Origin of the sequence: Neopararhizobium haloflavum (genome assembly GCF_002750855.1) — a bacterium.
GTDB lineage: Bacteria > Pseudomonadota > Alphaproteobacteria > Rhizobiales > Rhizobiaceae > Georhizobium > Georhizobium haloflavum.
Genome location: NZ_NWUC01000007.1, coordinates 148,723 through 168,780, shown reverse-complemented (window position 1 = coordinate 168,780; position 20,058 = coordinate 148,723). Strand labels below are relative to the sequence as shown.

The following is a 20,058-nucleotide window of genomic DNA, read 5'->3' as shown; positions in this document are numbered from 1 at the left end:
CATGGAGATTTCGTTCTTCATTCCCGGTGATATCGAGCAGCCGACAGGCGGCTACGGCTATGCCCGCCAGATTATCGCATGCTGGAAGGCAATGGGGATCACATGCGAGGTGGTTCGCCTGGCCGACGATTATCCGTTTCCCAGCGAACGATCGCTGCGTGAGACGGCCGCGCTGCTTTCGCGCCAACCCGCCGCGCGCCCCATCCTGATCGACGGTCTTGCCTATGGCGCCATGCCAACCGACATCATCGCGATGGCGCCGGGCCCGGTGAACGTCCTCCTGCATCACCCGTTGGGATTGGAGACCGGTTTGTCTGAGCGGACAAGCCAGGCTTTGATCGCCTCGGAGAAGGCGGCGCTGAAGCTGGCAGACCATGTGATCGTGACGAGCCATGAGACGGCGCGAACCATTGGTCAGCTGCTTTCCGTTCGCGAAGACAGGATCACCGTCGCCCTTCCGGGAACGGATCGTCGAACGATAGCGCCGCGAACCACCCGGCCGCCGCTGATTCTCACGGTCGCATCGATCCTGCCGCGCAAGGGCCATGTCGATCTGGTCGCCGCACTTGAGCGCATCAAGGAGCTCGATTGGAACGCGCGTTTTGTCGGATCCGTCAGCGCGGCTCCCGATACGGTCACGTCAGTGAAGGACGCAATCGTTCGTGCGGGGCTGGAGCGCCGTATCGAGCTTCAAGGACCGTTGACTTCGACCGAGTTGGACGCTGCCTTCAAAGAGGCGTCTGTCTTCGCGCTGCCTTCGCACTATGAGGGCTACGGGATGGTGTTTGCCGAAGCGCTCGCCGCCGGGCTTCCGATCGTCGGCTATCATGCCGGGGCGGTGCCCGATGTCGTGCCGCCCGATGCAGGCATCCTTGTTGAACCGAGCGACGTCAGTGCATTGTCGGGCGCGCTCGCGAAAATTCTGTGTGATGACAGCCTGGCGGCCGAAATGGCGCGCCGGGCTGCATGGCATGGCCAGAGATTGCCCCGATGGCAAGATACCGCCCGCCGCATCGCCGATGCAATTGATGGGAACGAGCAGCAATGAATGCTGAGACGAACGATGCCTTTTCCGCCGACTGGCTCGCGCTGCGCGAACCCGCCGACAACGCAGCCCGCAACAGCGACGTTCGGCAGGCTTTCGCGAATTACCTATCAAGCGCGGAAGACGAACTTCGATTGATCGATATGGGCTGCGGCACGGGGTCGACGGTCCGCGCTCTGGCTCCTTTTCTGAGTGCGGCGCTGCCAGGGGTTTCGCAGCGGTGGCTTCTGTGTGATGCCGATGCGCTCCTGCTGTCCATGGCGCGCGAGCAGACGAACGATCTCGATGTTGCGATCACCTTCACAACTGTCGATCTTGCCTCTCAGGACGCGGTCAACGATCTCATCGGCGAATTCGAGCCGGACGTCGTCACGGGCTCGGCGCTGATTGATCTCGTGTCAGCCGATTGGCTTGACCGGATGCTGGCGCATGCCGTCGCCGACGGCTTCGGTCTCTATTTTGCCCTGAACTACAGCGGCGAAGAGCGATGGCTCCCGGCCCATCCTCTCGACGCGGCGATTCTTGCGGCATTCAATCGGGATCAGCGGCGCGACAAGGGCTTTGGCCACGCTTTGGGGGGTGAGGCGGCCGGCTATCTGGCGAAACGTGCGCGCGAGCGTGGCCTGGCGGCCACGATCGGACCCAGCGATTGGGACCTGGGGCAAGATGAGGTGGCACTGCGCACCATGCTTGCCGAGGGAATCGCCAACGCTGCGGTGGCGGGCGGCGCCGGCGAGGGTGAAGCAGCAAAGTGGCTCGATGACAGGCGGAGGTCCGAGCAGGCCGTCGTGGGCCATTTCGACATCTTCGTTGGGTAATCAGGCTTCCGGCTCGGCAACCCGGCGCCCGATGCCCATGCGGCCGACGACGCCGTCGCGCGCAATGACGCCGTGATAGAATGCCCCGGCGAGGTGGAGGGCGAGAAACGCCAGGAAGATCCGCACGGCAACCCCGTGATAGAACAGCAGTGTCTCGGCGAGATCCTCGTTCTTCTCAAGCAACACGGGTACGTGAAAGAGATAGAAGACACTGATGCCTTCCGGGCTCGCACCATATGCCGACTTGCCCAGCCAGCCGAGAACTGGCGCAACGATCAGCATGACGTAGAGACCGATATGGACGATGCTCGAAACCATACGCTGCGCACCGGTAAGGACACGGGCCGGCTTTGGCGGGGGCGCGACGATCCTGACGACGATCCGGACGACCATCAAAAGCAGGACCGTCAGGCCGATCGACCAGTGTACCGTGTAGAGAACGTTCGTGACGGGATTGAAATCCCGCTCAACCATGATCAGGCCGATAGGCAGCCCGATTGCCACGAGCAGGAAGATCGACCAGTGGAGGAAACGGGCGAGAGGGTTATAGGTCGTTCGCTGCAAGGCCGTCCCTCCTCGATCAACGTCGGATCACCGGATCGCGTCATCCTTGGACCAGGCGCTTTCAAACGCACACTCGTATAGCACATCGCCGTCGTCGAACAGAGAGACCTGCACGCTGGGCCGCAAGGCTTCATCGAGGCTGTCGATGCGCGCAAGGTTCAGCCCGTTGACACCCGATCCCAGGATGATCGGTGCCATCAATATGTGAAGCCGGTCGATCGCGCGGTGATTGATGAAGTGGGACAGCGTGGAGGAGCCGCCTTCGATAAGGATCCGGCCATAGCCTCGCGCGCAGAGCGCCCGAACGATAGCGACGGGGTCAAGCAGGCCCTCGTCCGCGTCCGCTTCGAGGCATGGAACGCCGACGTCGGCATCGCACCGCACGTCATTCTCATGCCGGATGAACAGGGGCGGCGCGTCACCCGCCGACATCAGGACCGCGTCCTGCGGCATGCGGCGTCGCGGATCGATCACGATCGCACGCGGGGTCTGCCCGCTGCATCGGCGCACGGTCAGCTGAGGATTGTCGGCAATCACCGTGCCGACGCCGACCAGGACCGCGTCGACCTCGGCGCGCAAGCCATGGAGATGGTCGAGGGCATCGGAGCCATTGATGTATTTGGATGCGCCATTGTGGCAGGCGATGCGACCGTCGAGCGTTTGACCCAATTGGCCGAAAACAAAGGGTGTGCCAAGGGGCGAAGCCGCATGACGAGCGATGTCGGTACTGATGTTCACCGTTTCCTCATCAGCTTGTGGAAGGGTCGCCGCACATTGTTCCTGATACCTACGGGCGAATGCCGACACCGGATCGCCGCAAGCGTTGTAATGACTCCGCAAAAGTGAAAACGTTCCCTGTGGCGAGCGAGATCACGCCATATTTCAGCTTTCCCAGAAAGGTGAGTGGAACCGGTTTGGAAAAACGTGGGTTACTTGTCCCCTCGGCGGGTAGGTCAGCCCCATTTCTGCCGGTGTCCGGCTCCACATCCTTCTATCAGCCGTCAGCCTAGCCAGAAGCAGCGATCCGCGATGAACTTCCAAGACAAGACCCCGAGCCGCTATCCGCAAGCCGCTGAAAGCGAAGCAAAGTCACGAGGGGTTGCCAGCGGTCGCCGGGTTCATCGATTGTCGACGCAGGCGAACAAGAGCGACTCCATTCGTGCGACCTATCTTTCTGATCAGGAGATAGAGATTGCAGGCCGCGAACTGGCTGAAGGGAAAATTCGCGCCCTGCCGGAGTTCAAGACGTTCGACATCATCGCCCGGCAGAAGGAAAACGAGACGGCGATCCTCAACGCCTATCGCTCGACCCGCGATGCCAATGAAGTCGGCGAGATGATCACGCCAGCCGCGGAGTGGCTGCTCGACAATCACTATCTGGTCGAACAGAACATACGGCAGGTGCGGCGAGACCTGCCGTTGAAGTTCTATCGGCAATTGCCAACGCTCGCGATGAGCGAGACGGGCGAACTGCCCCAAGCCCTGGCGCTTGCCTGGCTTTATGTCGCGCATACGCACAGTTCCCTGACACTGCACAGCCTGACGGCAATGGTGGAAGGTTTTCAGACGCGCAAGGTGCTGAAGATCGGTGAGATCTGGGCGCTGCCTTCAATTCTCCGTTTCGTCCTTATCGAGAATCTCAGCCGGATTTCGCAGCGCGTCGAGAATGCCCGCAACATGCGGCGGCTCGCCAACATGGTGGCCGACCGGATCCAGAAGCTGGCGAGCGGCGAGAGCTGCACCCCGATCCTCATCGAGAACGAGCACTACACCCACGACAATGCTTTCGCGGCGCAACTGCTCTATCGGCTCCGTGACGGTTCCGACATTGCCGAGGAGGCGATCGCCTGGCTCGAGGCCAAGCTTGAGGCACGCGGCATGGATGCCGAGGAGGTGCTTGTCCTGGAGCACAATCGCCTTTCGTCGGGCAATGCGACGATGGGTGCGATCATCCGGTCCTTGCGCAAGATCGACGATACCGACTGGACCGTCTGGTTCGAATCGATCAGCCGGGTGGATCAGGTCCTGCGCGAACGCTCCACCTTCGCGCAGCTCGATTTCCAGTCCCGCGATGTCTATCGAGAGGCTGTTGAGCGGCTCGCGCGTCGCGCGGGTTGCGAAGAGACCCATGTCGCCGAAACGGCGATCGCCATGGCGGGAGGCGTTTCCGGCACCCAGAGCGGTGTCGATGCCGGCCGGGTCCTGGTCGGGCCGCTGCGTCATGATCTGGAAAAGGCGATCGACTACAAGCCGTCGCTGCGTGACAGGATCTGGCGGATCACCCGTCGTTTCGGATGGCGCTCCATCGCCGTCCCCACACTGCTGCTCATACCCATCTTCCTGTTCGTGGGCTATTGGCTCTTATCCGCCATGGGTGTTTCTGCGGCAGTGAGCCTGCCGCTGCTGTTCTTCTTCCTGTTTCCGGCCAGCGAAGCGGCGACCGGGCTCTATAACACCACAATTTCACTGACCGTCCGACCCACCCGGCTGATCGGCTACGAATTCAAGGACGGTATACCGGAGGAGGCGCGCACGCTTCTCGTCGTGCCTTGCCTCATCGGTTCGCGTGACGGGGTCGATGATCTCCTGCGGAACCTGGAGGTCCACTACCTCGCCAACACGGCCGGAGAGATTTCCTTCGCACTCCTGTCGGATTGGGCCGATAGCGAGAATGAGGAAACCGAGGCGGACCGCGACCTGCTCGACTATGCGCAGCGAGAGGTCAATGCGCTTGCCGACCGCTACGCCTTCGATGGGCGCACCCGGTTCTTCCTGCTGCACCGGCGGCGCCTGTTCAATCCGTCCGAGGGCGTCTGGATGGGGTGGGAGCGCAAGCGCGGCAAACTGCACGAGCTCAACCTCCTGCTGCGCGGCGATCAGGACACGACCTATCTTCCACTCGACCGCCCGCTGCCCGACGACATCCGCTACGTGATGACCCTGGATTCCGATACGCGGCTCACGCGCGACGCGGTCACCAAGCTGGCCGGCAAGCTCGCCCATCCCTTGAACAGCCCGGTGCTCGACAAGGACGGCCGTGTCGTCAGTGGCTATGCGATCCTGCAGCCGAGGGTCACGCCGTCCCTGACGACCGGGCACGAAGCCTCCGCGTTCCAGAGGATATTCTCCGTCAATCGCGGTCTCGATCCCTACGTCTTCACCGTATCAGACGTCTATCAGGATATCGCCGAGGAAGGTTCCTTCACCGGTAAGGGGCTCTATCATGTCGATGCCTTCGAGGCGGCGCTGGCGGGCCGACTTCCCGAAAACGCGGTGCTTAGCCACGACCTGCTCGAGGGCTCGTTTGCGCGCAGCGCACTCGTCAGCGACGTCGAGCTGGTCGAAGATTTTCCCGTCCGCTATCAGGTCGAGTCGTCGCGCCAGCATCGCTGGGCGAGAGGCGACTGGCAGTTGCTGCCCTTCATCCTCGGCTGGCAGGAACGCGTCAGTGCGCTTGGTCGCTGGAAGATGTTCGACAATCTCCGGCGATCGCTGACACCAATCTTCTGGCTGATCGGCTCGGTTCTCGGCTGGTCCCTGCTGCCCCTCCAGCCCGCGATCATCTGGCAGATGACGATGATCCTCAGCCTGTTCGTCGCGCCGACTCTCGGTCTCATCGCAGGCGCCATTCCGCGCCGGACCGATATCATCCCGCGCGCTCACCTGCAGTCGGTGATCGAAGAATTCGCTTCGGCAACCGCACAGGTCGTGTTGAGAATCGTCTTCATCGCTCACACGGCATGGAACATGGGCGACGCGATCGCACGCAGTTTCTATCGCCTCTTCGTCAGCCACCGGAAGATGCTGGAATGGCGCACGGCCGCCTCGGCGCATGGCAGCGCCTCCGTTGATCTCGCGTCATTCTACCGTGCCATGTGGCAGGCGCCCGCGATCGCGCTGGTGGCGTTGACCGTGCCGTTCCTGTTCTTCGGCAATGGCGGGGAACTCGTCGCCATTCCCTTCAGCCTTTTGTGGGCGCTCTCGCCCGCGGTCGCGTGGTTCGTCAGCCAGTCCGCCGAGACGGAGGATCGGCTCGTCGTGACCGAGCACGACCGCCTGGAGCTTCGCAAGGTCGCCCGGCGGACCTGGCACTATTTCGAAAGCTTCGTGACGGCCGAGCACAATCACCTGCCGCCGGACAATTTTCAGGAAACCCCGGTTCCCATCGTTGCTGGGCGCACGTCCCCGACCAATATCGGGATCTACCTTCTTTCCATCGTATCGGCGCGCGATTTCGGCTGGATAAGCCTTGAGGAAGCGGTGTCGCGCCTCGAGCAGACGACGGCGACGATCGGTCGGATGGAAAGCCATCGGGGCCATCTCTACAACTGGTACGACACGCGCACGCTGCAGCCGCTGATGCCTCAGTACGTTTCCTCGGTCGACAGCGGAAACCTGGCGGGACACCTCATCGCGGTATCGTCGGCCTGCCGCGAGTGGGCAGACGCACCGGCGGCCTTCCTGCAAGGATCGATCGAAGGGATCGATGATGTGGCGGCGGTGGTTGCGGAAACGTTCGCCCTTGTCGCCGACGACCGGCGAACCGTACGGCCCCTGCGGCACAGGCTCGACGAGCGCATCCAAGGCTTCCGGCGGGCTTTGGCCAAGCTCAGGCACGAACCTGAATTCGCATCGATCCGCACGATCAATCTCACCGTGCTTGCGCGGGAAATCGAGAAGCTTTCCGGCGATCTGCACGAAGAGATCGATTCCGTCGAAAGCGGCGATCTGACCCATTGGGCGCGATCACTGACGCGGACCTGCGAAGCGCATGTGGCGGATGCCGTGTTCGATCCGCACCATGTCGAGGCGCTGCGCACCCGGCTCGCGGCTCTGCGCGAGCGCACGCGCGACATCGCCTTCAGCATGGATTTCCGCTTCCTGCTTCGCGCCGATCGTCGGCTGCTGTCGATCGGCTACCGTGTGACGGAACGCGAGCTTGACGAGAGCTGCTATGACCTTCTCGCTTCCGAAGCGCGGCTGACGAGCCTTTTCGGCATTGCCAAGGGGGACCTGCCGACGGAGCACTGGTTCCGCCTTGGCCGACCGATCGTGCCGGTCGGGGCGCATGGTGCCCTGATGTCATGGTCGGGCTCGATGTTCGAGTATCTGATGCCGCCGTTGGTGATGCAGGAGCGGCAAGGCGGCATCCTCAATCAGACGAACAATCTCATCGTGCGCCGGCAAATGGAGTATGGCGCCAGCCTCGGCGTTCCATGGGGCATTTCGGAAGCCGCGTTCAATGCGCGCGATCCCGAGATGACCTATCAGTATTCCAATTTCGGCGTTCCCTCTCTGGGTCTGAAGCGAGGTCTCGGCGAAAACGCCGTCGTGGCACCCTATGCCACTGTGCTTGCCAGCCAGTATCGGCCGCGCGATGCCGTTGCCAACCTGACAAAGCTCCGCGCCCTTGGTGCGCTCGGACGTTACGGCTATTACGATGCCGTCGATTTCACGCCGAGCCGCGTTCCCGAAAAGCAGACATACGCTGTCGTTCGCAACTACATGGCGCACCATCACGGCATGTCGATCGCGGCCATCGCCAACGTCGTCTTTTCCGGCCGTCTGCGCGACCTGTTCCACAGCGATCCCGTCATCGAGGCGGCAGAACTGCTGTTGCAGGAAAAGGCGCCGCGCGATGTGCCGGTCATCACCATCAAGCACGACGAGAAACTGTCATCCAAGGGTCCCGCGGAACTGCGGCGGCCGGAACTCAGGATCGTGCGTGATCCGCTTCATGCCGAACGCATGACGTCCCTCATGTCGAACGGCCATTATTCGACCATGCTGACGGCGACAGGTTCGGGCTATGCCCGTTGGAATGGCCTTTCAGTGACGCGCTGGAAACCTGATCCGACCGAAGACCGCTGGGGCTCGTTCGTCTTCCTGCGCGATCAACGGTCCGGTGATTGGTGGTCGGCGACGGCCGAACCCAAGCAGGCCGAAGGCGAAGAGACGCTGACGATCTTCGCCGACGACAAGGCGGAATTCTACAAGACCGTCGGCGACATCCGCTCGGAACTGGAGTGTATCGTCGGGGTGGAGAGCGACGCCGAAGCGCGCAGGCTGACCATCTTCAACAACGGCACCGAGGATCGCTTCATCGAAGTCACCTCCTATGCGGAGGTGGTCATCGCCGCCGACGATGCCGATGCCGCGCACCCGGCGTTTTCCAAGATGTTCGTCAAGACCGAGATCGGCCCGAAGGGCGACGTCATTTTCGCCGAGCGCAAGAAACGGGCGCCGAACGATCCCGACATGCATGTCGCACATCTCATCGTCGACAGCTCCAACCTGTCGCGGGACACCCAGGCAGAAACGGACCGGCGCGCCTTCATCGGCCGGGGGCGCAACCTGTCCGATGCGGCCGCGTTCGATGCCGACGCGAAGCTTTCCGGCAGCCAGGGGTTCACCATGGACCCGATCCTTTCGCTGCGGCGGGTGGTGCGCGTACCGGCCGGCAAGAAAAGCCGGGTGATCTTCTGGACACTCGCGGCGCCGAGCCGCCATGAGATCGAGGACGCTGTCCTACGGTACCGCCATGCGGAGAGCTTCAATCATGAAATGATGCAGGCCTGGACACGTTCGCAGGTGCAGACCCGTCACGTTGGTATCAGTTCGCAGGAGGCGGCGGATTTCCAGCGTCTGGCCCGTTACCTCATCTATCCGGATCTTCAACTGCGCAGCGGCACGGAGTCATTCTCCGCGGGCCTGACGAAGCAATCCGCGCTCTGGCCGCTGGCGATCTCGGGGGATTATCCCATCTGCGCACTGCGCATCAATGACGAGGCCGACCAGGAAATCGTCAAGAAGGCCCTGCTTGCACAGGAATATCTGCGCGCCAGGGGGCTTGTCGCCGATCTGGTCATCGTCAACGAACGGGCCACGTCCTATGCGCAGGACATGCAGCGCTCGATCGAGACAATGTGCGAAAACGCGCGCTTGCGGGGGACCGCCGAAGGACCGCGGCAGCACATCTTCGCCGTTCGGCGCGACCTGATGGAACCGACGACGTACGACGCCCTGATGGCCGCGTCGCGGATCGTCCTCCACGCGCGAAACGGAAAGCTGTCCACTCAGATCGATCGTGTCTCGCACGAACCGCCGGCCAGCGCCGTAACCGTGCCGCGCGCAAAAAGCGAGCGTATCGCAGAGGAAGGACGACCTGTTCCATCGCCCAGGGCACGGCCTGTGGCGACAAACAGCGGCGCATCGCGCGCGATTCAGCCCGTGCCGCCGGCAGTGGCCGCGATCGACGGCGAAGGGCTGCGCTTCTTCAACGGTTATGGCGGGTTCGAAGGGGCGCGATCCGACTACGTGGTTCGGCTGCATGGGGGAGCGGCAACGCCGCACCCGTGGATCAACGTTGTGTCGAACGGAGATTTCGGTTTCCACATTTCCGCTGAGGGATGCGGCTTTTCCTGGAGCCGCAATTCGCGTGACTATCAGCTGACGCCCTGGTCCAACGACCCGGTGGAGAACAGGCCGGGCGAGGCGTTCTTCATCGCGGATCGAGAGACGTCGGCGGTCTTCACACCGTTTGCCGCGCTTTCGCGCGATCGCAATCAGGTATTCGAGGCGCGCCACGGGCAGGGCTTCAGCTGTTTCAAGACCAAGAGCGCCGACGGACTCGATATGGAGCTGACGCAGGTCGTCGACCCGGACAATCCCGTCAAGCTCTCGCGTCTCGTGATCGCCAACGACGGCACGCAGACGCGGCGCCTGAGGGTATACGGCTATGCGGAGTGGGTGCTCGGCAACAACAGGTCGAAGTCGGCGCCCTTCGTCGTCCCGGCCTTCGACAGCGCAAGCGGGGTTCTGTCGGCCGCCAATCCCTATAGCATCGATTATGCCGACCGCGTCGCCTTCATGTCGTGCAGTGAGGCGGCTGTCTCATTCACATCGAGCCGCCGTGAATTTCTTGGTCGCAATGGTTCGATCTACCATCCGTCGGCCGTCTATGCGGGCAAGGTCCTGTCGGGTATGACCGAGCCCGACGGCGATCCGTGCGCTGCGATTTCGACCGATCTCGATATCGCCCCGGGCGAGAAGCGCGAAATCGTGTTCCTGCTCGGCGATGTCGGTCAACTCGCCGAGGCCACGGCGCTGGCGCAGCGTGACGGGAGCGAGACGTTCAAGCGCTGCCTGGAAAGGACCGAGGTCGAGTGGGACGATTTTCTCGATACGCTGCAGGTCGAGACGCCAGATGACGCCATGAACATCATGGTCAATCGCTGGTTGCCCTATCAGAGCCTGGCCTGCCGTATCCGGGCGCGCTCGGCCTTCTATCAGGCCAGCGGCGCCTTCGGGTTCCGCGACCAGCTGCAAGACACGCTGGCGCTCATGCTGCACGATCCGGCGCTGGCGCGTGACCAAATTCTCAACGCCGCGCGGCGGCAATTCACCGAGGGCGATGTCCAGCATTGGTGGTTGCCAGCGAGCGGTGCCGGTGTGAGAACGATGATTTCCGACGATGTCGTCTGGCTGGTCTATGGCGTCACCCAATATCTCGCGGCGACAGGCGATGTGGACATCCTCGACGTCTCGCTGCCTTTCATTGAAGGCGATCCACTCGGCGAGGGCCAGCACGACAGCTTTTTCGAACCGCGGGTTTCCGGCGAGACGGCTCAGCTTTACGAACATTGCGCGCGGGCGCTGCAACTCGCCGTGGAACGGACAGGTCCGCATGGCCTGCCGTTGATCCTGGGCGGTGATTGGAACGACGGCATGAACCGCGTCGGTGAGGACGGGCGCGGTGAAAGCGTCTGGCTCGGTTGGTTCCTCCTGAGCGCTATCGACGCGTTCAAGCCGTTGGCAGCGCAACGCCATGACGGACGCCTCGCCGGCTGGGAAGCGCATGCGGGCAAACTCAAATCGGCGCTCGAAGAGGCGGGATGGGACGGCGCCTATTATCGTCGCGGCTATTTCGACGATGGGACGCCGCTCGGCTCGGCGGCAAACAGCGAGTGCCGTATCGATTCCATCGCGCAAAGCTGGAGCGTTCTGTCGGGTCACGGCGATCCCTCCAGGACCACCCAGGCCATGGACGCGGTTCTCGACCAGTTGGTCGACGAGGATGCACAGATCGTGCGGCTCTTCACGCCACCCTTTGAGAACACCGACAAGGAACCTGGCTATATCAAGGGCTATCCCCCTGGCGTGCGCGAGAATGGCGGTCAGTACACGCACGCGGCAACATGGGTCGTCTATGCATTGGCCCGTATGGACCGCGGCGACGATGCCCATCGATGCTTCGACATGCTCAATCCGATCAGTCACGCGCGCACGCGTGATGCTGCCGAGCGGTACCGGGTCGAACCTTATGTCGTCGCCGCCGACGTCTATTCCGGCGAGGAGCGCGACGGACGTGGCGGGTGGACCTGGTATACGGGCTCGGGCGGCTGGCTCTACCGCGCCGCGGTCGAGGCCATTCTCGGCATACGACGCCAAGGCGATCGCGTCATGATCGAACCGTGTCTTCCATCCGCATGGGATGGCTACACGGCCCGGCTCGTTCTTGAGGGGCGGCGCCGGGAAATCGTCGTCGAACGGGCAGATGAGGGCTACCGGGTCCGCGTCGACGGAAACCTTCTTGAGGACGGTGTGTTGGCGATTTCCGCCGGCCATGCAACAAAATCGCCATGATCACGTTTCAGTGAAAACGCGGATGCACGAGATGGCTCGGCAGAAGGTCAATGTGCATCCGCTCTTCACAAAATAGGGACGTGGGTCTTATGCGCCGGCCACAGGTTCGTTGCCTGAAGGCATGTCGCATCGGACAGTCGGGCGCGCCGCTCAGCGACGTCAGGCTGGCCAACGGACGGTAATCGATAAGCACTTGAACATGAACAAAGACCAGCTGCCTGCAACGCAGCGCGACAGCAGGCTCGACGTCCTGCGTGCCATCGCGCTGATCACCATCTTCATCAACCACGTTCCCGGCAATTTCTACGAGGCCTTCACCAGTCGCAATTTCGGCTTTTCGGATGCGGCAGAGACGTTCGTCCTGATATCCGGCATCGCCGTCGGACTGGCCTACGGAACGAAATTCTTGCCGGGCAATCGCCTGATCGTCCTTGTCCGCACCTGGCGCCGCGCGATTACCCTGTATGTGGCGCACGTCATGGCGACCATGGCGACGATCGCCATTTTCGCGGCCGGCGCCCTCTGGTACTCCGCACCGGAACTGATGACCAAGATAAACCTGACACCGGTCTTTCAGGAAACGCCGGAAGCGCTGCTCGGCATCGTGACGCTCGGCCACCAGCTCGGCTACAACAACATCCTTACGATGTATGCGGCCGTGATGATCATGGTGCCAGGTTTGCTTTATCTTGCGAGCCGGAGCCTTTCGTTGATGCTGGGCGTTTCGGCGATGATCTGGTTGCTGGCCGGTCTCTACAGGATCGGACCGCCGCATTATCCCAACGACGGCCTCTGGTTCTTGAACCCGCTGTCCTGGCAGTTCCTCTTCGCAATTGGAATCGCCGGGGTGCTTCATGTGCGCCGTGGCGGCACGATCGCGATCCATCCCTGGCTGGTGGCATCGGCGATCGGATGGCTCCTTTTTTCGCTCGTCTGGGTGAAGCTCTCGCTTTGGGGCCTTCAGGACAGGTTGCCGCTGCCCTTTGTGCTCGGTGATTTCAACAAAACGTTCCTCACGCTGCCGCGCCTTCTGCATGTGCTGGCCATGGCATATGTGTTCCTTGCCTTCCCGTTCTTTTCGCGGTGGACGCGATGCAAGCCATCAAACCCGCTGGCGGTGATGGGGCGCCATGGTCTTGCCGTGTTTGTGGCGGGAACGGTGCTCTCCATGGCCGGACAGGTCATCGGGTATCTCACGGAAACCGGCTTCGTCATCGACACCATCATCCTGTCGACCGGCATCGCACTGCAGTTCGCTCTGGCCTACTACCTCGAGTGGGAAGGCCAGCTGCTGCGTCGCAAGGTCAAGGCGCCATCGCTCGTTCCTCAGACCGGTCCCGCCGCTGCGGCCGAGATGCCCGAGGGGAAAGCCGTCTGACTGGGCATCATGGTGGTTACGCCTGGCCGCGAAAAAAGAAGGCCGGCGCATTGATGCGCCGGCCTTTTCAATTGAGTGGTGGCACCCTTGGGCCGCGGCCGTCCCAGCAGGAACGTTTGCCGAGCTGACCTGTCAGGCGGCTTCAGCGATGGCTACGTGGCTGACACGGCGAACCTCGTCGTCGGTCAGCAGGCCGCCAGCGCGCAGAAGCGATGCGAAGCGGCCATTGCTTGCCGCCAGGTCATCGAAGCTTCCGGCCTCGATGAGGTGGCCATGATCGAGGAACATGACATAGTCCGCATCCCGAACCGTGGTCAGGCGGTGGGCGATTATGAATGTCGTCCGTTCGCGCCTGAGTTCGTCGATCGCATCTTTCACGCGCTGCTCTGTCTCGACATCGAGCGCGCTCGTCGCTTCATCGAGCACCAGGATCGGCGCGTCCTTCAGCACCGCACGCGCGATGGCAATTCGCTGGCGTTCACCGCCCGAGAGCTGGCCGCCACGCTCCCCGACGACGGTGTCGTATCCGCTTGACTTGCTGCGAATGAACTCGTCGGCCGCGGCTGCGGAGGCTGCCGAGGTCACATCGGCATCGGCCGCTTCCGTGCGACCGAGACGAATGTTTTCCTCGATCGAACGATTGAGCAGCCCGGCGTCCTGAAACACGGTTGCGATGTTGTCGCGCAGCGATTTGCGGGTGAGGGTGCTGATGTCCGTGCCATCGATCATGATGCGACCCTGATGAGGATCGTTCACGCGTTGCAGCATATTGATCAGCGTGGTCTTTCCCGCGCCCGTCGGGCCGACGATAGCGACCGTCTTGCCGGCCGGGATGTCGAAGGACAAGTCGCGCACCCCGTGTCCGGAATTCGGAAACTGGAACGTGACGTTCTCGAACCGGACATGACCTTTCACCCGGCCGACGTCGATGAGTCCGGCCGGCTCGTCCCTCTGGTCGACGGCATCCTCCAGCGCATAAAAGTCGACCAGCTTGGCGCGTGCCTCGAAGATCTGGTTGACGAACTGCATCACTTGGTCCAGCCGGCTGATCAGCAGGTTTGCGAAGCCGACAAACGCCACGACGTCACCGACTCGCAACTGACCCGAGGAGACGAGCAGCGCCCCGATCAGGAGGACGACGATCATCGAAATCGTCGAGGCCATGCGATGGAGACCGCTGGCAAGCGCCCACCAGTCCAGAACGGGGAACTGTGCACCCAGCAGGCGGGTGGTGTGGATGCGAAGCTGACGCACCTCGCTGTCCATGCGATTGTAGCTCTGCAGGACGGAAACGTTGGATATGCAGTCACTGACATGGCCGAATACGTCATGGTGATAACGCTCGACCGCACTCTGGCCTTCCTTCGTCCGTTTCATGACGAAGCGGCCGATCATGAAATAAAGAACGCCGAGGACGACGAGGACCATCGTCAGGCGAAGATCCATGGCGAGCGCAGTGGGTATCAGCAGCACCAGGGCGACGGCCGTCGTCAGGTGCTGGCGCATGAACTCCAGCCAAAGACCGAAAAGCGCCTCGACCGCGCGCAGCATCGTGTGCAGCGCATTCGAGGTGCCTTTGTCGTGATGCCAGGAAAGCGGCATGCGGATCACGCGCTCGAAGGAATCCGACAGCACCTGAACGCGGCGCCGGTGCGCCAGGCGATCTGCACTGCGCGCGACGATCACGAAGGACACGATGTTGAAGATGCCGAGCGCGGCCCAAAGCCCGAGTGTCGACGTGATGCCCGAGCGTTCGGCGATCGCATCGATGACACGTCCGAACAGGATCGGCTCGGCAATCGTGACGACTGCGAGCACGACATTGGCGGCGCAGACGAAGAGAACTCCCGTTCGCTCGGTCCCGAGGTAGCGGAGAGCCCGCCAATAGATTTCCGTCAATGTCATTCAGCTACTCCAATTCGCAGCGATTGTGCGATGCACCATCAGATCACGGTTAGCCGCAATATTGGGAAAGACAATGGGATTTCAGGGGCATGGTTCCCAAACCCCGCGCAACTATTGCGCGCTTCATGTTACATGACGTGATTATAATTCTCGCAGGTGCGAGATTCCGTCGCGGGGCGGCGTTCCGCCACCCCTACATTTCGAGAGCAAATAGGAGCCAAGGGGTTGCCGGCAAGCTCTAGACCCCACCAACTGCATAAATGCGCCGGAAAATTTGCCTGGCCGGCGAGTTTAGGGGTGACAAATGGCCACTGGCCGCTTTCATTGAGATTATGACACGTTTCCTGATCATCGACGACCATCCACTCTTCCGCGAAGCGTTGCACAGTGCCGTGGAACTGGCCTATCCCGACGTCGAGACCATGGATGCGGTAGATTTTACCAGCGCGTTGGAAATACTCCGCGATGAACGCAATTTCGACCTCGTCCTTCTGGATCTCAAAATTCCAGGGGTGCAGGGGTTTGAGGGGTTGCTTCAATTGCGCAGCCATTATCCGCGGGTGCCAGTGGTGGTCGTTTCGGGCCATGAGGATGCGCGGGTGATCTCGGAAGCTCTCTCCTATGGTGCCTCGGGCTTCATTCCCAAATCGGTTCGCAAACAGGAACTGACGACTGCGATCCAGCGCGTGATGGACGGGGAGATCTATGTTCCCGCATTCTACGCCCCGCCCAGTTCCACCGACGGGGACGCCGCGCGCAAGGAAATGATCGGTCGGTTGTCGACCCTGACGCCGCAGCAATTGCGCGTATTGCAGATGCTGCGGGAAGGGCTTCTCAACAAGCAGATCGCGTTCGAACTCAATGTCGGGGAAACGACGATCAAGGCGCATGTTTCCGAAATATTGCGCAAGCTCAATGTCTATAGCCGCACGCAGGTCGTCATCGAAGTTTCGAAGCTCGATGTGGCCGATCTCAGTGTGTTTTCCAGCGATCGGCGCTGACGGGTTCAGGTCTGCCGGCCGGCGGCGAGCATGTGGGCCATCAGCGCTCTCAGCTGCGCGGGCTTCAGTGGCTTCAGCATGACTTCCACATCGATGGCGCGGCAGCGTTCGACGAGCTTTGGTGACGGGTCGGCCGTCACAATCAGTGCCGGAACGGGTCGGCGCAGGTAATAGCGGATATGCTCGATCGTGTCCGATCCGAGATCGCCCTCGTCGAGATGCTGGTCGGCGATGACGATATCGGGCCGCCAATCGGCGTCAGCCAGAAAGCTTATCGCATCGCTGGCATTGCTGGCCATCCGCACGGAGCAATGCCAGCTCTCCAGCAAGGTCAGCATCGCTTCCATCACCGCACGGTCGTTTTCCACGAGAATGACGTTGGTGCCAAACAGGCTGTTGCCGGTCGGGCGCTTCGGTGCGTATTCCCCCGTCGTCAGGCGGCGGGAGTGGGCCTGGCCGAACGGCACATAAAGGTGAAACGCGGTGCCGTGCCCCTCTTTCGAGGTGAAGGCGATGTGGTGGCCGAGCGTGGAGACCATTCGCTGGACGATCGACAGGCCGAGACCAAGCCCGGCCTGGTGCGCGGTATCGATGCCCGCCGGGATGGTTCCGCGGTGGAACTCCTCGAAAATAGCCTCGAACTGGTCGGCCGGAATGCCGATACCGGTGTCGACGATGTCGATGCGCAGCATGGCGCCACGTCTGCGCGAGCCGATCAGAACGCCGCCGGTCTTGGTGTAGCGTATCGCATTGGAAATGATGTTCTGCAGGATGCGTCGCAGCATGCTGCGGTCGGACCGCACAATGGCGTTGGTCGGCCGAAAACGTATGTGTAGATCCTTGGCAGCGGCGATCGGCTGAAAGTCGGAGCGGAGGCTGTCGAGGATGGTGTCGAGAGGCAGGCTGGTCACGTCTGGTCTCATGACGCCGCTGTCGAGCCTGGATATATCGAGCAGCGTGCGCAGAAGGTCGTTCATCGTCTCCAGAGACTGTTCGACCTGATGGACAAGGGCTCGCCCCTGAGCTGTCGTCTGCAGGTCCGAAAGAGCCGAGATCGACAGATGGGCGGCATTCAGAGGCTGCAGAACGTCATGGCTCGCGGCCGCGATGAAACGGGTCTTTGAGATGTTGGCGGCCTCGGCCGCTTCCTTTGCGGCACTCAAGGCCCTGTTGGTCTGTTCCAGTCGCCGAAGCGTTGCGGTCAATTCGTCGGTGCGCTGGCGTACCTGGCTTTCAAGGCCGATCGCCGTCTGAAACAGGGAAAAAGCGTTTCCCTGTTGATCCATCGAGCGTTCCACGCGCTCGATCAACGCCGCATTGATCTTGCGAAGCTTGGCGATTTCGTCTGGATCGATGGCACCTGTCACACTGTCTACTCCGCGGCCAGGACCTGGCGACCGAAGGCAATGCCGGTAAAGGTCTGGTTCAGATGCATCGAGCGATACTGCTCGCCGTAAGTCCCGAAGCCGATGATATTGTTGTCGCGATAGAGTTTGGAAATTGCCGCGAAACTCTGGCGGTTCTCTGCATCCAGCCGGCGCAGGACACAGTCAAATCCGAGGATGACATCCGTGCCGCCCAACTGGGCCGAGACGTCGTGCAGCTTCTGGCGTGTCGATTCCACCATGCCCATCGGTTCGGCGATCGTCAGTACGATGCCGTTGTCGATGGCGCAGAAGAATGACAGCGAACCGTCCTCGTTCATCTTCTGGATCGACCGGCAATAGTACTCGCCACCCACCCGGACGACGACGGGGTAGGAGGCGAAGCTCATCGGTGTCAGCGACTTCGGGTCAATGCCGATCGCCGAGGCATACGCTTCGGCTGCCGGTTCCGCGTTGATCTCGTAAACGGTGCGGCTGTCGGGATCGGATGCGGTGACCACCAGCTTCTGTGCCGTGGGGTTGAAGTTCTCCGTCTTGAAGATGTGGAAGGGCAGGGCACTGCGCACGAGGATGACGATGGCGCAGCCGGTTGCGACGCGGCCATTGTGGATCAGCGTCGTGCGATCGAAGCGCATATTGTCACCGGCGGAACCGCCGACGAGCGGGATATCGTCAAGGCTCCAATAGAGCGCCGACGTCACCGTTTCCTCGACGCGGGACAATCCGTCGATAAGCAGCACCGAGAACATGTCGCCACCAGCATTGGCGGGCTTTTCGTCGAATGCACTGCGCAGCGCTTCGACCGCGGCGACAAGCTCTTCCATGCGCCGCGTCGCCACGTCCTCGATAAGCAGAGCCGATGCCTTGAAACTGGCCGACGGAAACAGCATCGCGAGAATGCAGCCCTCGGAATAGCCGTTCGGAGTGATTTCACCGGCGGTCGAGCAGCCTGCGTATCGCAGTGCTGGCGCGTGACAAGCGATTGCCTCGACGAGGGCGGCGGCGTCGACGCGATCCTGCGAAAAGAAGATGGATGCGATCTCTGCTTTCGCCAAATTCGCCTGGCGCGCCAGCTCGCGTGCGAACGTGTCTGGTGACACGTCGCGCGCATCGATGGCGACGATGCCACAAGCATAGGTCGTGCTTTGACACGGCATGCGCTTTCAACCTCCCTGCCGCGGCGTTGCGCGACCCGTGCCACTATTCGTCCACCAGCTTGGTTTTTCAAGACAAACAGCGTCGAGGCGATGGCCGAAAGTACAATGTCAATTTATCGCGCGTTTCAGCATCCTTGCGGCGATGGGTGGCGCAACCGCTGAATGGATCGCAATCATGCGGAAGTTCGTGCAACTTCCGGACGTTTGCCTGTGTGCGGGCGCTTCATCCCGCGACTAGGGCAGCGTCGGGAGATGGCGAATTTGCACTTGAAAACCGGTTGCAGGACAACACACTATGTCAGTGCTGCGGCCGTCGACAGGAGACGAGGATGAGCGAAGGCATCATCGATCGGGTCATGCGCCTCTTCGGCCTGAAGGCCCCGGCACATCCGGCGCCACCGCCAAGACGCGTGGTGGAGCCGCCTGCAGAGCCGCCACGACCCAGGGTGGTGGCCAGCAACGACATACCGAGCCGCAGTCAGGCGGCGCCAAGCCCAGTCAAGGACGACAACATCAAATCACCGGTGATCGAAACGACGGATGCCAACGCTGAACAGCCGCAGGCACCGCACGAGCACAAGGCCGGCGGGAGGAATGGAATGACGAAGGTTACGATGAAGGTGAATGGCCGCGAGGTTTCGCACGAGGCCGAAGACCGTACGCTTCTGGTCCACTTTATCCGGGAAAATCTCGGCCTGACGGGAACGCATGTCGGTTGTGACACCTCGCAATGCGGTGCCTGCATCGTCCACATCGACGGCAAGGCCATCAAATCGTGCACGATGCTCGCAGTCCAGGCTGCCGACACAGAAATCACCACGATCGAGGGGCTCGCCAAAGGCGGCGAACTGCATCCGGTGCAGGCTGCATTCAAGGAGCATCACGGCTTGCAATGCGGCTTTTGCACGCCGGGCATGATCATGGCGGCGACGGACATCATCAATCGCCACCAAGGCCAGCTGGACGAGAAAACGGTCCGCCACGAGCTGGAGGGCAATATCTGCCGCTGCACTGGCTATCACAACATCGTCAAGGCCGTACTGGCCGCCGCCGACACGATGGGCGCGCGCAAGCAAGCGGCCGAATAGGGCATTCATCGACCTTTCGGCGTGAGCGCTCTGCCGCCAAAGGTCCGCTGAGGGAGCGAGGCGCGGTCCTGC

11 protein-coding genes are annotated in these 20,058 nt (G+C 61.8%); 6 read left to right on the top strand and 5 right to left on the bottom strand.

Annotated features, from left to right (window positions below):
• The first annotated feature begins 1 nt into the window (after nucleotide 1).
• The gene (locus tag CN673_RS15790) at nucleotides 2–1,048 is read left to right on the top strand and encodes a glycosyltransferase family 4 protein (protein WP_099867344.1); all 1,047 of its coding nucleotides are present in this window, start codon (nucleotides 2–4) and stop codon (nucleotides 1,046–1,048) included.
• Nucleotides 1,045–1,863: an SAM-dependent methyltransferase gene (locus CN673_RS15785; RefSeq protein WP_099867343.1), complete on the top strand. Its 819-nt coding sequence runs from the start codon at nucleotides 1,045–1,047 to the stop codon at nucleotides 1,861–1,863. Before CN673_RS15790 ends, CN673_RS15785 begins: the two co-directional genes overlap by 4 nt.
• Here the strand turns inward: CN673_RS15785 and CN673_RS15780 are convergent, their stop codons facing one another.
• The gene (locus CN673_RS15780) at nucleotides 1,864–2,427 is read right to left on the bottom strand and encodes a cytochrome b (protein WP_099867342.1); all 564 of its coding nucleotides are present in this window, start codon (nucleotides 2,425–2,427) and stop codon (nucleotides 1,864–1,866) included.
• A 27-nt stretch (nucleotides 2,428–2,454) separates the two neighbouring features.
• A complete protein-coding gene (locus tag CN673_RS15775; RefSeq protein WP_245409946.1) occupies nucleotides 2,455–3,165 on the bottom strand; it encodes a RibD family protein in 711 nt (236 codons plus the stop codon).
• Nucleotides 3,166–3,456: 291 nt separating this feature from the next.
• Between CN673_RS15775 and CN673_RS15770 the strand changes: the two genes are divergently transcribed.
• The gene (locus CN673_RS15770) at nucleotides 3,457–12,072 is read left to right on the top strand and encodes a glycoside hydrolase family 94 protein (protein WP_099867341.1); all 8,616 of its coding nucleotides are present in this window, start codon (nucleotides 3,457–3,459) and stop codon (nucleotides 12,070–12,072) included.
• A gap of 199 nt (nucleotides 12,073–12,271) precedes the next feature.
• Nucleotides 12,272–13,450, top strand: a complete 1,179-nt coding sequence (locus CN673_RS15765) for an OpgC family protein (RefSeq protein ID WP_099867340.1) — start codon at nucleotides 12,272–12,274, stop codon at nucleotides 13,448–13,450.
• 132 nt (nucleotides 13,451–13,582) lie between these two features.
• On the opposite strand, the gene CN673_RS15760 is transcribed toward CN673_RS15765, so the two are convergent.
• A complete protein-coding gene (locus CN673_RS15760) occupies nucleotides 13,583–15,355 on the bottom strand; it encodes a glucan ABC transporter ATP-binding protein/ permease (protein WP_099867339.1) in 1,773 nt (590 codons plus the stop codon).
• A 332-nt stretch (nucleotides 15,356–15,687) separates the two neighbouring features.
• Between CN673_RS15760 and CN673_RS15755 the strand changes: the two genes are divergently transcribed.
• The gene (locus CN673_RS15755) at nucleotides 15,688–16,356 is read left to right on the top strand and encodes a response regulator transcription factor (protein ID WP_099867338.1); all 669 of its coding nucleotides are present in this window, start codon (nucleotides 15,688–15,690) and stop codon (nucleotides 16,354–16,356) included.
• Between the two features lie 5 nt (nucleotides 16,357–16,361).
• On the opposite strand, the gene CN673_RS15750 is transcribed toward CN673_RS15755, so the two are convergent.
• Together CN673_RS15750 and CN673_RS15745 are read right to left on the bottom strand one after the other, a co-directional pair.
• The gene (locus CN673_RS15750; protein WP_245409945.1) at nucleotides 16,362–17,723 is read right to left on the bottom strand and encodes a hybrid sensor histidine kinase/response regulator; all 1,362 of its coding nucleotides are present in this window, start codon (nucleotides 17,721–17,723) and stop codon (nucleotides 16,362–16,364) included.
• 5 nt (nucleotides 17,724–17,728) lie between these two features.
• Nucleotides 17,729–18,898, bottom strand: a complete 1,170-nt coding sequence (locus CN673_RS15745; protein WP_099867337.1) for an FIST N-terminal domain-containing protein — start codon at nucleotides 18,896–18,898, stop codon at nucleotides 17,729–17,731.
• A 599-nt stretch (nucleotides 18,899–19,497) separates the two neighbouring features.
• Here CN673_RS15745 and CN673_RS15740 point away from each other — a divergent pair.
• Nucleotides 19,498–19,986, top strand: coding sequence for a (2Fe-2S)-binding protein (locus tag CN673_RS15740; RefSeq protein WP_099867470.1), 489 nt, complete (start codon nucleotides 19,498–19,500; stop codon nucleotides 19,984–19,986).
• The last annotated feature ends 72 nt before the right edge of the window (nucleotides 19,987–20,058 follow it).

Bases quoted from the DNA above. Each gene is read 5' to 3' on its own strand.
- CN673_RS15770 (WP_099867341.1), top strand. From the start codon at position 3,457: ATGAACTTCCAAGACAAGACCCCGAGCCGCTATCCGCAAGCCGCTGAA.
- CN673_RS15790 (WP_099867344.1), top strand. From the start codon at position 2: ATGGAGATTTCGTTCTTCATTCCCGGTGATATCGAGCAGCCGACAGGC.
- CN673_RS15785 (WP_099867343.1), top strand. From the start codon at position 1,045: ATGAATGCTGAGACGAACGATGCCTTTTCCGCCGACTGGCTCGCGCTG.
- CN673_RS15740 (WP_099867470.1), top strand. From the start codon at position 19,498: ATGACGAAGGTTACGATGAAGGTGAATGGCCGCGAGGTTTCGCACGAG.
- CN673_RS15765 (WP_099867340.1), top strand. From the start codon at position 12,272: ATGAACAAAGACCAGCTGCCTGCAACGCAGCGCGACAGCAGGCTCGAC.
- CN673_RS15745 (WP_099867337.1), bottom strand. From the start codon at position 18,898: ATGCCGTGTCAAAGCACGACCTATGCTTGTGGCATCGTCGCCATCGAT.
- CN673_RS15760 (WP_099867339.1), bottom strand. From the start codon at position 15,355: ATGACATTGACGGAAATCTATTGGCGGGCTCTCCGCTACCTCGGGACC.
- CN673_RS15755 (WP_099867338.1), top strand. From the start codon at position 15,688: ATGACACGTTTCCTGATCATCGACGACCATCCACTCTTCCGCGAAGCG.